We start from the raw sequence: 13,911 nt of genomic DNA on the forward strand, positions 1-13,911 counted from the left end.
CGGGGTCAACTCACGGGTGGTGCTTATCCGTTGAGGGCGAGGAGGTGGTCGCGCAGCCCGATGCCGAACGGCGTGGGAGTGCCGTCGTAGTTGGAGATCAGGGCGGGACCGGAGGAGCAGTCCCAGGTGTTCCAGGTCCAGCCGAGGTAGGAGAGACCCCGCGCGTCGAACCACGCCATGACGCGGTCGATGAAGGAGTGTGCGCAGGTGTTCTCGCCGATCTCGCCCGCCACAAGCGGGACTTGGGCGGCGACGGGGGCGAGCGTGGAGTCCCAGCAGCTCTCACTGGAGCAGGTGTTGAAGTTGTAGACGTGCCAGGCGGCGACGAGATTGCCCGTCGGGTCGCTGGGTCGGTACGTCAGCCACTGGCTCAGATCGTTCGAGTACGCGAGCCCGCCGGCCAGGATCAGGTTCTGGGCGCCGGTGCCCCGTACCGCGTCGACGAGGTCCTGCATTCCGGCGACCTCGTAGCCGATGCCGGGGCAGTTGCCGCCGTCCCGCCAGCAGGTCCACGCCTGGGTGGTCGTGGAGGTCGCGCGGTCCGGGTAGGGCTCGTTGAACAGGTCGAACGCGACGGCCCTGTCGTCCTTGAAGGTGCTCGCGACGGAGGTCCAGAAGGACGGCGTGTACTGGGCGTTCGGCATCGGTTTCTGGCAGCTGGCGTGCACGTCCGAGCAGCCTGCGGAGTTGCCGGTGTACTGGCCGTAGGACCAGTGCAGTTCGAGCATCGGCGTCATGCCGTGCGCTTCGACCTTCGCGACCAGGTCCTTGACGGCGGCGATGTAGTTGGCGCCGGCGTACTCGGGCTTGATGTTGGACAGGCCGAGCCAGCACTCCTCGTTCAGCGGGATGCGGACGGTGTTGGCGTTCCAGTCGGCGATGGCCTTGACCGAGGCGTCGTCGACCGGCCCGTCGAAGATGCCGTAGCCCTGGACGCACATGTACTCGCCGCCGGAGCGGTTGACGCCGAGCAGTCTGCGGGTGGCGCCGTCCGCGTCGAGGAGTTTGTTGCCCGAGACGTGCAGTTCGGGTGCTTCGCCGGTGGCGGGTGGCGGATCGGTCGGGGTGGGCGTGGGCGTCGGCTCGGCGTCCACGTTGCATGTCGTTCCGTTGAGCCTGAACGATGCCGGTACGGAGTTGCTCCCCGACCACGAGGCGAGGAAACCGGCGCTGACACTGGCCCCTGTGCCCAGCGAACCGTTCCAGCTCTCGTTGGCGGCGGTGACCGTCGTACCGGACTGGGACCACTTGGCGTTCCAGCCCTGGGTGACCTTCTGACCGCTTGCGAAGTCGAAGCCGAGGGTCCAACTGCTCAGCGCGGCCATGTTGTTGGTGACTTTGACGGCGCCCTGGAAGCCGGTGTCCCACTGGCCGGTGACGGAGTACTCCACCGTGCACGCGGGTGCGGCTCCTAAAGCCGTGACGACCGGCGCGATCGCGGTGCCGATGAGGGCTGCCGCGGCGCCGAGAACCAAAATGCCTAATCGCGGGGGATGTCTCATGAAGCGACTCCTTGCAGCTCTGACGCGTCGTGACGGACGCGTCGACTGATGGAACCGCTCCCACTGGTGCGGATGAAGCTAGCGCCAAGTGACGGTAAAGGACAGAGCAGTTGCACTGTTGATCAATCGAATCATTTCGACTCTTCAAGCACCTTGACCCCCCTCACCCCTCTCATCAGTATGGGAGCGCTCCCACTGGTTCAAGGCTTGTTGCTCCTCCCCCCTTCTCCGAGCCGCAAGGAGGAACCAGCACATGCATCCCAGACGGAGACGTCGCACCGCGCGGCGGCTGTGGACGGCTGTCGTGGCGGCCCTCGCCCTTCCGCTGACCATGCTCACGACCGGCACAACTCCCGCCCATGCGGCGGTAGTTCAGTGCAGCGTCGACTACCGGACCAACGACTGGGGCTCCGGCTTCACCGCGGATCTGACGATCACCAACCGGGGTACGGACGCGATCAGCGGCTGGGCCCTGACGTACGGCTACGCGGGCAACCAGACCCTCACCAACGGCTGGAACGGCACCTGGTCCCAGTCCGGCAAGGCGGTCACCGTGCAGAACGCCTCCTGGAACGGCACGATCGCCGCCGGGGCCGCCGTCACCACCGGCGCCCAGTTCACCTACAGCGGCACGAACACCGCCCCGACCTCCTTCGCGGTCAACGGCACCACCTGCGCCGGCGCGCACCAGCCGCCGGTCACCGTGCTGACCAGCCCGGCTCCGGGTGCCGTCTACACCCAGGGCAGCGCGGTCCCGCTGGCCGCGACGGCGGCGGCAGCCGACAGCGCGACCATCAGCAGGATCGAGTTCTACGACGACACGACCCTGCTCGGCGCGGACACCAGCTCGCCCTACACGCTGTCGGTCAGCAGCCTGACCGTGGGCAGCCACTCCCTGGTCGCGAAGGCGTACGACAGCCTTGGCGCGTCGGCGGACTCCACGCCGGTCGGGATCACGGTCGCCTCGGGTCCCGCCGTGGTGGCATCGCCGGGTCAACTCGGCGTCCAGCAGGGCAAGTCGGGCACCTTCGACGTGAAGCTGTCGACGCAGCCGAGCGCGAATACGACCGTCTCCGTGGCCCGCACCGCAGGCAACACGGGCCTGTCCGTCACCGGCGGCGCCTCGCTCACCTTCACGCCGTCCAACTGGAACACGGCGCAGCAGGTGACCATCACCGCCGATGCCTCCGGCACGGGCTCGGCGACCTTCACGGCGTCCGCGACCGGCCATGCCCCGGCCACGGTCACCGTGACGGAGCTGGCCGCGTCGAAGGCGTACGACGCCCGTTTCCTGGACCTGTACGGCAAGATCACCAACCCGGCGAACGGCTACTTCTCCCCCGAGGGCATTCCGTACCACTCGGTGGAGACGCTGATCGTCGAGGCGCCGGACCAGGGCCATGAGACGACCTCGGAGGCGTACAGCTATCTGATCTGGCTGCAGGCGATGTACGGGAAGGTCACCGGCGACTGGTCCAAGTTCAACGCCGCGTGGACGACCATGGAGACGTACATGATCCCCACGCACGCCGACCAGCCGACGAACTCCTTCTACAACGCCTCGAAGCCGGCGACGTACGCACCCGAGTACGACACCCCGAACCAGTACCCGGCCCAGCTCGACACCGGAGTGTCGGTCGGCCCTGATCCGATCGCCGCCGAGCTGAAGAGCGCGTACGGCACGGACGACGTGTACGGGATGCACTGGCTCCAGGACGTGGACAACGTCTACGGCTACGGCAACTCGCCCGGCAAGTGCGAGGCGGGGCCGGCGGACACCGGCCCTTCGTACATCAACACCTTCCAGCGCGGCCCGCAGGAGTCGGTGTGGGAGACGGTCCCGCAGCCCACCTGTGACGCCTTCAAGTACGGCGGCACGAACGGGTACTTGGACCTCTTCACCGGGGACGCCTCGTACGCGAAGCAGTGGAAGTTCACCAACGCGCCGGACGCCGACGCGCGGGCCGTACAGGCGGCGTACTGGGCGGATGTGTGGGCCGAGCAGCAGGGCAAGGGCGCCGATGTCTCGGCGACCGTGGGCAAGGCCGCGAAGATGGGCGACTATCTGCGCTACTCCATGTACGACAAGTACTTCAAGAAAATAGGGAACTGCGTCGGTCCGTCGGCCTGCGCGGCCGGTACCGGCAAGGACGCCTCGCACTATCTGATGTCCTGGTACTACGCCTGGGGCGGCGCCACCGACACCTCGGCGGGCTGGGCCTGGCGCATCGGCTCCAGCCACACCCACGGCGGCTACCAGAACCCCCTGGCGGCGTACGCGCTCAGCTCGTACGCCGATCTGAAGCCCAAGTCCTCGACAGGGCAGGCGGATTGGGCCACCTCCCTGGGCAGGCAGCTGGAGTTCTACCGCTGGCTGCAGTCGAGCGAGGGCGCCATCGCGGGCGGCGCGACCAACAGCTGGGCGGGCCGTTACGCGGCTCCCCCGGCCGGGACGCCGACCTTCTACGGCATGTACTACGACGAGAAGCCCGTGTACCACGACCCGCCGTCCAACCAGTGGTTCGGCTTCCAGGCGTGGTCCATGGAGCGTGTCGCCGAGTACTACCAGCAGACGGGGAACGCGAGCGCGAAGGCGGTCCTCGACAAGTGGGTCGACTGGGCGCTGTCCAAGACCACGATCAACCCGGACGGCACCTACCTGATCCCCTCCACCCTCCAGTGGTCCGGCGCCCCGGACACCTGGAACGCCTCAAGTCCGGGCGCCAACAGCGGACTTCACGTCACCGTCGCCGACTACACCAACGACGTCGGCGTGGCGGCCGCGTACGCCAAGACCCTGACGTACTACGCCGACAGGTCCGGTGACACGCAGGCCGCGACGACGGCGAAGGCGCTGCTCGACGGCATGTGGGGCAACTACCAGGACGGCCTGGGCATCGCCGTCCCGGAGACCCGCGCCGACTACAACCGCTTCGACGACGGCCTGTACGTCCCGAGCGGCTGGAGCGGCACGATGCCGAACGGGGACGCGATCAACTCCTCGTCGACCTTCGACTCGATCCGCTCCTTCTACGAGGACGACCCCGCGTGGTCGAAGATCGAGTCCTATCTGGCGGGCGGAGCCGCGCCCTCCTTCACGTACCACCGGTTCTGGGCTCAGGCGGACATCGCCTTGGCCATGGGGTCGTACGCGGAGCTTCTCGAATAGTCCCCGCCGGGCGCTCCGCGGGTCGGGCCGTGTTTTGACTGCGGGTCCGTTGTGGCTGGTCGCGCAGTTCCCCGCGCCCCTAAAGGGGCGCTCCGCTACACGGTGTTTCCCCGGAACCGCCTGAAAGCTTCGCGTGCTCGGTCCCGTCACCTGACGACGGGGCCAACCGGCCGGGCGGCCCTCTCCCGCACTGAGGGCCGCCCGGCACTCTCGGCTCATGGAGAAAGCGCTTGCCCTCACCCTCCGGAAAGGACCCCCCGTGCGAAGAACCCGCATCCTCACGGCGGTGCTGGCACTGGCGGCCGGCCTGCTCGCGGGCACGCCGCCCGCGCTGGCCGCGCCCGCCTCCGCCAAGGCGGTCATCGCCGCCGACACGTACACCTGGAAGAACGCCCGGATCGACGGCGGCGGTTTCGTCCCCGGCATCGTCTTCAACCGCTCCGAGAAGAACCTCGCCTACGCCCGTACCGACATCGGCGGCGCCTACCGCTGGGTGGAGTCGTCGAAGACCTGGACCCCGCTGCTCGACTCGGTCGGCTGGAACGAATGGGGGCACACCGGGGTCGTCAGCCTCGCCTCCGACTCCGTCGACCCGGACAGGGTGTACGCGGCTGTCGGCACGTACACCAACAGCTGGGACCCGGGCAACGGTGCCGTGCTGCGCTCCGCCGACCGGGGCGCCAGCTGGCAGAAGGCGGATCTGCCCTTCAAGCTGGGCGGGAACATGCCGGGCCGTGGCATGGGCGAGCGGCTCGCCGTCGACCCGAACAGGAACAGCGTGCTGTATCTCGGCGCGCCCAGCGGCAAGGGGCTGTGGCGGTCGACGGACTCGGGCGTCTCGTGGTCCCAGGTCACCGCCTTCCCCAACGTCGGCAACTACGTGCAGGATCCGACCGACACCAGCGGCTACGCCTCCGACAACCAGGGCATCGCGTGGGTCACCTTCGACGAGTCGACCGGTTCGTCCGGGAGCGCCACCCAGACCGTCTACGTCGGGGTCGCCGACAAGGACAACGCGGTCTACCGCTCGACGGACGGGGGCGCGACCTGGTCCCGGCTCCCCGGCCAGCCGACCGGCTATCTGGCCCACAAGGGCGTCCTCGACGCGATGAACGGCTATCTCTACCTCGCGTACAGCGACAAGGGCGGCCCGTACGACGGCGGCAAGGGCCAACTGTGGCGGTACGCGACGAGGACCGGGACCTGGACGGACATCAGCCCGGTCGCCGAGGCCGACACCTACTACGGCTTCAGCGGGCTGACCGTCGACCGGCAGCATCCGGGCACCGTGATGGCGACGGCGTACAGCTCCTGGTGGCCGGACACCCAGCTCTTCCGGTCCACCGACAGCGGCGGCTCCTGGACGAAGGCATGGGACTACACCTCGTACCCCAACCGCTCGAACCGCTTCACGATGGACGTGTCGTCCGCGCCCTGGCTGACCTTCGGCGCGAACCCCTCACCGCCCGAGCAGTCCCCCAAACTCGGCTGGATGACCGAGGCGTTGGAGATCGACCCGTTCAACTCCGCCCGGATGATGTACGGAACGGGTGCGACGGTCTACGGCACGGAGAACCTCACGAACTGGGACAGCGGAAGCCAGTTCACCATCAAACCGATGGTGCAGGGTCTGGAGGAGACGGCCGTCAACGACCTCGCCTCTCCCCCGTCGGGCGCCCCGCTGCTCAGCGCCCTCGGGGACATCGGCGGTTTCCGGCACACGGACCTCACCAAGGTGCCGCCGATGATGTACACCTCGCCGAACTTCACCTCGACGACGAGCCTCGACTACGCCGAGTCCACTCCGAACACGGTGGTGCGGGCCGGCAATCTCGACTCGGGTCCGCATATCGCGTTCTCGACGGACAACGGGGCCAACTGGTTCGCGGGGACCGACCCTTCGGGGGTCAGCGGCGGCGGCACGGTCGCGTCCGCCTCGGACGGCAGCCGCTTCGTGTGGAGCCCGGCCGGTACCGGCGTGCAGTACACGACCGGTTTCGGGACGTCGTGGTCGGCGTCGAGCGGGATCCCGGCCGGCGCGATCGTCGAATCGGACCGGGTCGACCCGAAGACCTTCTACGGCTTCAAGTCGGGGAAGTTCTACGTCAGTTCGGACGGTGGAGCGACCTTCACCGCGTCCGCCGCCAGTGGACTCCCGAGCGGTGACAGCGTGCGATTCAAGGCCCTGCCCGGTACGAAGGGCGACGTGTGGCTGGCGGGCGGCGCGAGCGACGGCGCGTACGGACTGTGGCACTCGACGGACGGCGGCGCGACTTTCACCAAGCTGCCGGGCATCGAGGAGGCCGACACCATCGGCTTCGGCAAGGCGGCGCCCGCAGCCTCGTACCAGACGCTCTACGCGAGCGCCAAGATCGGCGGCGTACGCGGGATCTTCCGGTCGACGGACAAGGGCGCGAGCTGGACGCGGATCAACGACGATGCCCACCAGTGGGGTTGGACGGGTGCGGCCATCACCGGTGATCCGCGGGTGTACGGGCGCGTGTACGTGTCGACGAACGGGCGCGGGATCGTCTACGGCGACACGGCGGGCACTCCCGACGACGGCGGTGGAGGCGGTGGCGGTTCCGGGGCCTGCTCGGTGACGTACGGCATCACGAGCCAGTGGTCGGGCGGTTTCCAGGGCGACGTGAAGCTCACCAACACGGGTGCCAGTGCCTGGGACGGATGGACGCTGAACTGGTCCTTCGCGGACGGACAGCGGATCACACAGCTCTGGAACGCCGACTACACACAGTCCGGCGCGGCCGTCACGGCGAAGAACGTGAGCTGGAACGGGAAGGTGGCAGCGGGTTCCTCGGTGAGTTTCGGCTTCACGGGGAGCTGGTCGGGGGCGAACAGCGAACCGGCCGCCTTCAAGCTGGGTGAGGAGAGCTGCGCGGTGAGTTGAGTTGAGCGGCGGAGGGCGCGTGCCGGGCCCGGCACGCGCCCTCCTGTTCGGTTATGGCGTGTAGACCGCCGGGCGCGGCGCTGTCGCCATCCCGTTGCCGATGAAGAAGCTCGGGTGGGGCGGCTGGTTGTAGGCGGTGTTCTGCCAGGCCAGGCCTGTGCGGTACATCGTGTCGTGGAGCAGGGTGGTGATCTTGGTGGTCGTCTCGGTCGGGGTCGAGTAGATGCGCAGGGCCGTGTTGGCCGAGGTCGGCCAGACGACCTCCTCGCGCCAGTCGCCGAAGAGGTCGCCGGACAGGGACGGGGTGGCCTTGGTGCTGTTGTTGGAGTGGACCGAGGCGCCGGTCAGCAGGCGGGTGTCGGACGACGTGCCGTACTTGTCGATGTGGGTGCCGTCGAGGAGTTCGCGGGTGGTGTCGCCGTCCCACCAGGACAGGAAGTTGACGGAGGACGGTTCGCGGCCCTTGGTGGCGCCGGCCTCGTCGCGGATGGAGGTGTCGGAGGCCGACCACATCTCGGCGCCGTCGTTGCCGGCGTAGATGTCTCCGGCCACTCCCCTGCCGTTGTCGCAGCAGGCCGCGAGGCTCCAGTTCACGGTCCCGTTGGCCGGGTTGATGTACAGCTCCGCCGGCTGGCCGCTCGACTCGGACACCTTGAAGTACTCCAGGCCCGCGTGCGAGGGGTCCAGGTCGCCCAGGTGCTGGGCGTCGCCGTGGCCGGTCTTCGTGGTCCACAGCCCGTTGCCGTTGTCGTCGACGGCCATCGCCCCGTAGACGATCTCGTCCTTGCCGTCGCCGTCGACGTCACCGACGGACAGGCTGTGCGAGCCCTGGCCGTCGAATCCCTTGCCGCTGTTGGTGGAGGAGTTGGTGTCGAAGGTCCAGCGGCGTGTGAACGCGCCGTTCCGCCAGTCCCAGGCGGCGATCACGGTACGGGTGTAGTAGCCGCGCGCCATGATGAGCGAGGGCCGGGCGCCGTCCAAGTAGGCGGTACCCGCGAGGAATCGGTCGACGCGGTTGCCGTAGGAGTCGCCCCAGGAGGAGACGGTGCCGCGCGCCGGGACGTAGTCGACGGTGCCCATGGCGGCGCCCGTCTGCCCGTTGAACATGGTCAGGAACTCGGGTCCGGAGAGCACGTACCCGCTCGAGTTCCGGTAGTCGGCGGACGAACTGCCGATCACCGTGCCCCGGCCGTCCGTCGTTCCGTCCGCCGTCTTCAGGGCGACCTCGGCCTTGCCGTCGCCGTCGTAGTCGTACACCTGGAACTGCGTGTAGTGCGCGCCCGAGCGGATGTTCCTGCCGAGGTCGATGCGCCACAGACGGGTGCCGTCGAGCTTGATTCCGTCGATGATCGTGTTGCCGGTGTAGCCGGACTGGGAGTTGTCCTTGGCGTTCGTCGGCTGCCATTTGAGGACGAAGTCGAGTGCGCCGTCGCCGTCGAGTGCGCCGACGGAGGCGTCGTTGGCCTCGTAGGTGTAGGCGACTCCGTCGGGGGTCGTGCCGCCCGCGGGCGGGGTGATGGGCACGTCCTTGTATCCGGTGCGGAACTGGATCGCGTGCACCGAGTCGCCCTGCTCGACGCCGCCCACGACCGCGCGGACCGTGTAGTCGGCCGAGTTGGGCGCACCGGAGTGGAAGTAGTTCGTGGAGCCGGTGATCGGGGTCGAGTTGACCTTCGTACCGGCGCGGTAGACGTTGAACGACACGTCGTTCGGGTCGGTGCCGAGCCAGCGCCAGCTGACGAGATTGCCGCTGCCGGTGTAGACGCTGACGACTCCCCGGTCGAGGGCCTCGACCTGGCGGGCGGTGGCGGCCTCGGCGGTGCCCGGGGTGAGCGCAGTGAGTCCAGCGGCGACTAGGGCCGCCGTGGCGATCACGGCCGAGAGTGCGGCTCTTCGGGTGCTGTGCGGATGCGGGTGCTGCACGTGACGTACCTCCTGAGAGGACGGACGGTTTCCGAACCCTCAGTCGTCGCCGCTCATCGCGGAGTTGCCGTATCTCTCGGCCAGTTCCACGGCCGTCCGGGCGATCCGCTCGCGCAGTTCGGCCGGTGCCAGGACCTCGATGTCCGTGCCCAGCCGCAGGAACTCGGCGTGCGCGTGGCCGATCGACTCGATGGGGACGGTGGCGTGAATCCAACCGTCCTGGTCCGGGCGGCCGTTGGCTGCGGCGGCGCGGCCGGCCGGGCCGGTCAGCTTCACTCCCGGCGCGATGCGGACGACGGCCTCGCCCTGGTGCAGGCGGTCGTGGAAGTCCCGCTGGTACGCGGTCCAGTACGCGGCGAGGTCGAAGTCCTCGGGGCGGGTGAACTCCTCGTCGGAGACGGCGAGTTCGAGGATCTGGTCGACCCGGAACGTACGCGGTCCCGGGCCCGCGACGACGTACCAGCGGCCCGCTTTCAGGACGAGGCCGTACGGCTCCAGGCGGCGCTGCACGTCGGTGGGTGTGCGCCAGCGGCGGTAGCGGATGTGCAGGACGCGGCTGTTCCACACGGCGTCGGCGACGGCGGGGAGGTGCGGGGTCTCGTCGGCGTCCGCGTACCAGCCGGGCGCGTCCAGGTGGAAGCGGCCGCTGATCCGGTCGGCGTGCGCGCGCAGCTCGCCCGGGAGTGCGGCGCGCACTTTCAGCTGGGCGGCGGCGAGGACCGAGCCGAGTCCGAGTTCGGCGGCGGGCCCGGGGACGCCGGCGAGGAACAGTGCCTCGGCCTCTCCCTCGGTGAGCCCGGTGAGACGGAGGCGGTAGCCGTCCAGGAGCTGGTAGCCGCCCGCGTGCCCAGCGTCCCCGTAGAGCGGCACGCCGGCCGTGTGCAGCGCGTCCACGTCCCGGTACACGGTTCGCACCGACACCTCCAGCTCCTCGGCGAGCTGGGTGGCGGTCATTCGGCCGCGGGTCTGGAGGAGCAGGAGGATCGAGACGAGGCGCGCTGATTTCACCTCGCCAGAATCCCAGACTTCACTGACAGAAGGTGTCAGTGAAGTGGACCTAGCTTGCTCGCATGGCCTTCAGGGAGAAACTGCTGACCGTTCCGCCGCCGATCGAGGTGGCGGGCCGGCGGATCAAGCGCTACCACGTGACCACCGACCCGGCCGGCATCGCGCCCGACGTGGAGAAGGCGGCGTACGCGATGCTGCCCGCACTGCTTCCGGAGCCGGACAACACGCCGCCCGCGACCTTCGTCGTGCTGCACCGGGGCGGCGACGACGGCGCCTACCTCAACGCGTACAGCTGGGTGTGGGACAACGTCCTGCACTTCCGGGGCGCGTCGGCGGGTCAGCCGGTCCTCGGCTGCCCGGACCGGGACCCGACGCACTTCATCACGCCCGACCTCCCGTGGATCGGCTGCGTCTGGGAACTGCCGCCGATCCTGCACGAACGCGACGCCTGGGTACGGCACTTGCTCGCGCCCGACGTACCCGATCTCGACGCCTACATCCACGACACCCTCCCCGAGGGCACCACAGGAGACCGCTCATGAGCAGCGCGCACGACTTCGACTTCTTCCACGGCGAGTGGGATGTCCACCACCGCCGCCGCACCGACTTCCTCGACGCGGACAGCGACTGGGAGGAGTTCGCGGCGACGAACCGTGGCTGGAGTCTCTTCGACGGAGCCGGGAACATCGACGAGATGGACGTCGCCTGCCAGGGCTGGAAGGGGCTCACCCTTCGGCTCTTCGATCCCGCGACGGAGGAGTGGTCCCTGAACTGGTCCACCAACCGCACCGGCAAGCTGTTCCCTCCGGTGACCGGACGGTTCGGGCCCGACGGTCGGGGCGAGTTCTACGGGGACGACACGCACGACGGCAAGGACGTACGGGTGCGGTTCGTGTGGTCGGGGATCTCCGACAGCACGGCGCGCTGGGAGCAGGCCTTCTCCGTGGACGGGGAGCGGACGTGGGTGACCAACTGGGTCATGGACTTCACGCGGAGGGCTTCGGTTTCCTGAAGGCCAGCAGGGTGAACTCCGGGTCGGGACGCGGGAGTCGCTGACGAGGGAGCGCCGCGAGGCGGGTGGCGAACCGCTCGGTCACGGGGTCGTCCGGCGCCAGTTGCGTGAACCAGCCGCGCCGCAGGTCCGCCACCGTACTGTGCGGGCTGCGCCCCTGGCCGTGGCCCCGGAACCGGGCCCGGCCCGCCGGGACGAGTCCGTGCCCGAGGGCGTACGACTCGACGCGCTCGGCGCCGTCCTGGGCGGGGCGGCGCGGACGCGGGGCGAGTACGGCGTCGATGTCGCTGCCGACGTCGTGCGCAGCGGCCTTGTCGACGGTGGTGACGTACACCCCGCCCGGCCGCAGCACCCTCGTGCACTCGGCGACGATGGCCCGGACGTCCTCGGGGCCGTCGACCAGATGAAGCAGCCACACGCTGGTCACGGCGTCGAACTCCCCGTCGGGGAAGGGCAGTCGGCGGCTGTCGGCGAGGACCACGGCGCCCGGCATCCGCGCCGCCGCCATCCGCGCCATCCCGTACGCGGCGTCCACGCCCGTCACCCGCAGCCCCGGCCGCCCGGCGGCGAGGCGCCGGGTCACGATCCCGGTGCCGCAGGCGACGTCGAGCAGTGTGCGGGTGTCTTCGGGGACGAGGCCGAGTACGGCATCGGCGGCCGCCGTGGCCCTCGGCTCACCGCCCCGCGTGGCGTCGTACTCGTCGGCTTCCTTGTCGTAGTCGAGCATGCGGGTCAGTGCGCACCGTGCCCGGGAGCCAGGTCCTCCACCCTGCGGGCGAGCGTGAGGTCGAGCTCGGTGACCGCGCCGCCGACGCTGTGCGTGTTCACGGTGAGGGAGACGGTGTTGTAGCCGAGGGTGAGGTCGGAGTGGTGGTCCAGTTCGTCCTGCATCTGAGCGATGTGCACGACGAGCGCGGTCGCCGCGAAGTGCGAACCGAGCCGGTAGGTGCGGGCGAGCCGGTCGCCGTCCAGGGACCAGCCCGGCAGGTCCGCCAGCTGGTCCTCGATCTCCTTCTGCGACAGCGGTTCGACGGGCATGACCTGGCTCCATTCGTACGACGAGGGGGCGCGCGGGGCTGTTTCCCAGCGTGCCACAGACGCCGGAACTCGGCTCCGGGGGCTCGGGGAACTCGGCCGCCCTGAGCCTCGCGCCGACGCTTCCGCTCACGGGCTGCTGGGGTCCCCGGCGCACAGTGCGTGGTCGATCAGGGCACTGGCCGCGTTCTCCTGGGCCAGGATGTGTTCCGGGGTGTCACCGCGTGCCTCGGACATCGAGACCACGGCGCTCCGACGGCCGTCGTCGGTGACGCCGTTGAGGGTGATGTAGCCGCCGTCCCCGCCCTCGTGGCTCCAGTAGGTTCCTCCGCAGGTCAGGGGGCGTTCGACCAGGCCGAGCCCGTATCGGCCGCCGGGCCACCACTGCTGGAGGTCCGCGCTCACGGGGACGGTCTGCTTCATCTCGGCGAGCTGCCGCGGCGGCAGCAGGCGGCCCGCGAGCAGCGCGCGGAGGAGGCGGTTCTCATCCCGCGTGGTCGTGGCGAACGAGATCTCGTGGCCCACCGCGACCTGATCGGTGACGTTCACCAGGGAGCCGGGGCCGAAGAGCTGGTAGGCCTCGGCGTGCGGCCGGGGCAGGGCGGAGGAAGTGCCGGTCCACCGGGTCCGGTCGAGGCCGAGCGGGCGCAGGACGCGGTCTTCGATCTCCTGGTGGGCGGGTTGACCGGTGACCGTCTGGATGATCATGCCGAGCAGGACGTAGTCGGTGTTGGAGTACGCCCAGCCCTCGCCGGGCGGGAAGTCCGGCGCGTGGGCCATGGCGCGGGCAACCAGCTGCTCGGAACTGTGAACGTCGTGGCGCTGCTGGTAGTACTCCTCCGGTGTGGTGTATCCGGGCAGGTCGTCGTGGATGCCGCTGGTGTGCTGGAGCAGTTGGCGGAGGGTGATCCGGCTGCCGTCGTTGCCGTTGCCCCGCACCACTCCCGGCAACCAGTGGTCGACGGTGTCGTCCAGGGACAGCCCGCCCTCGGCCTCCAGTTGGAGGACCACGGTGGCGACCAGCGTCTTGGCCGTGCTGGCCATGCGGAAGTAGCCGTCGGAAGAGACCGGGCGGCCCGTGCGCAGGTCGGCCGTGCCGCTGATGGCGACCGACTGCCGGCCGTCGGGTGCGACCGCGCGGGCCTGCACTCCGCTGACACCGAGGGCGTGGATCGCCTCGGTGTCCCGGCGTAACCGGTCTGCGGCGGAGGAACCCGCGGGCCGGGCCACGGCGGTGGCCGCCTCGGCGGCGAGCAGCATGGCGGTGGCCAGAACCAAGGCGAGGCGCATGCGCGAAGTCGGAGTCATGGCCGAACGCTAGGTCCGTCCCCGGGGCGGAGACGATCCGGCAGGC

At 69.5% G+C, this 13,911-nt stretch carries 10 protein-coding genes; 4 read left to right on the forward strand and 6 right to left on the reverse strand.

Annotated elements, in window-relative coordinates; all coding sequences use genetic code 11:
• Positions 1 to 23: 23 nt before the first annotated feature.
• Complete coding sequence (locus OG266_RS08070; RefSeq protein WP_371544082.1) at positions 24 to 1,502, reverse strand: cellulose binding domain-containing protein; 1,479 nt, start codon at positions 1,500 to 1,502, stop codon at positions 24 to 26.
• 253 nt (positions 1,503 to 1,755) lie between these two features.
• Here OG266_RS08070 and OG266_RS08075 point away from each other — a divergent pair, with 253 nt between their 5' ends.
• Both OG266_RS08075 and OG266_RS08080 read left to right on the forward strand, forming a co-directional pair.
• Positions 1,756 to 4,671: a glycoside hydrolase family 48 protein gene (locus tag OG266_RS08075; protein ID WP_371544084.1), complete on the forward strand. Its 2,916-nt coding sequence runs from the start codon at positions 1,756 to 1,758 to the stop codon at positions 4,669 to 4,671.
• Positions 4,672 to 4,930: 259 nt separating this feature from the next.
• Complete coding sequence (locus OG266_RS08080) at positions 4,931 to 7,579, forward strand: cellulose binding domain-containing protein (RefSeq protein ID WP_371544085.1); 2,649 nt, start codon at positions 4,931 to 4,933, stop codon at positions 7,577 to 7,579.
• 51 nt (positions 7,580 to 7,630) lie between these two features.
• On the opposite strand, the gene OG266_RS08085 is transcribed toward OG266_RS08080, so the two are convergent.
• Together OG266_RS08085 and OG266_RS08090 are read right to left on the reverse strand one after the other, a co-directional pair.
• Positions 7,631 to 9,502, reverse strand: a complete 1,872-nt coding sequence (locus OG266_RS08085) for a rhamnogalacturonan lyase (RefSeq protein ID WP_371544087.1) — start codon at positions 9,500 to 9,502, stop codon at positions 7,631 to 7,633.
• 39 nt (positions 9,503 to 9,541) lie between these two features.
• Positions 9,542 to 10,510: a helix-turn-helix transcriptional regulator gene (locus tag OG266_RS08090; RefSeq protein ID WP_371544089.1), complete on the reverse strand. Its 969-nt coding sequence runs from the start codon at positions 10,508 to 10,510 to the stop codon at positions 9,542 to 9,544.
• A 62-nt stretch (positions 10,511 to 10,572) separates the two neighbouring features.
• On the opposite strand from OG266_RS08090, the gene OG266_RS08095 reads away from it, so the two are divergent.
• Together OG266_RS08095 and OG266_RS08100 are read left to right on the forward strand one after the other, a co-directional pair.
• Positions 10,573 to 11,052, forward strand: a complete 480-nt coding sequence (locus OG266_RS08095) for a hypothetical protein (RefSeq protein ID WP_371544091.1) — start codon at positions 10,573 to 10,575, stop codon at positions 11,050 to 11,052.
• Positions 11,049 to 11,522: a hypothetical protein gene (locus tag OG266_RS08100; RefSeq protein ID WP_371544093.1), complete on the forward strand. Its 474-nt coding sequence runs from the start codon at positions 11,049 to 11,051 to the stop codon at positions 11,520 to 11,522. The genes OG266_RS08095 and OG266_RS08100 overlap by 4 nt, the downstream gene beginning before the upstream one ends.
• Here OG266_RS08100 and OG266_RS08105 read toward each other — a convergent pair.
• The 3 genes from OG266_RS08105 to OG266_RS08115 form a co-directional block, all read right to left on the reverse strand.
• Positions 11,497 to 12,249: a class I SAM-dependent methyltransferase gene (locus tag OG266_RS08105; RefSeq protein ID WP_266473402.1), complete on the reverse strand. Its 753-nt coding sequence runs from the start codon at positions 12,247 to 12,249 to the stop codon at positions 11,497 to 11,499. The genes OG266_RS08100 and OG266_RS08105 overlap by 26 nt on opposite strands.
• Before the next feature lie 5 nt (positions 12,250 to 12,254).
• On the reverse strand, positions 12,255 to 12,560 hold the full coding sequence (locus OG266_RS08110; RefSeq protein ID WP_371544096.1) for a 4a-hydroxytetrahydrobiopterin dehydratase: 306 nt from the start codon (positions 12,558 to 12,560) through the stop codon (positions 12,255 to 12,257).
• A gap of 126 nt (positions 12,561 to 12,686) precedes the next feature.
• Positions 12,687 to 13,865 carry a serine hydrolase domain-containing protein gene (locus OG266_RS08115; protein ID WP_371544098.1) on the reverse strand — a complete coding sequence of 393 codons (1,179 nt, stop codon included), beginning with the start codon at positions 13,863 to 13,865 and terminating at the stop codon, positions 12,687 to 12,689.
• Positions 13,866 to 13,911 lie beyond the last annotated feature (46 nt).

Source organism: Streptomyces sp. NBC_00554 (assembly GCF_041431135.1).
Lineage (GTDB): Bacteria > Actinomycetota > Actinomycetes > Streptomycetales > Streptomycetaceae > Streptomyces.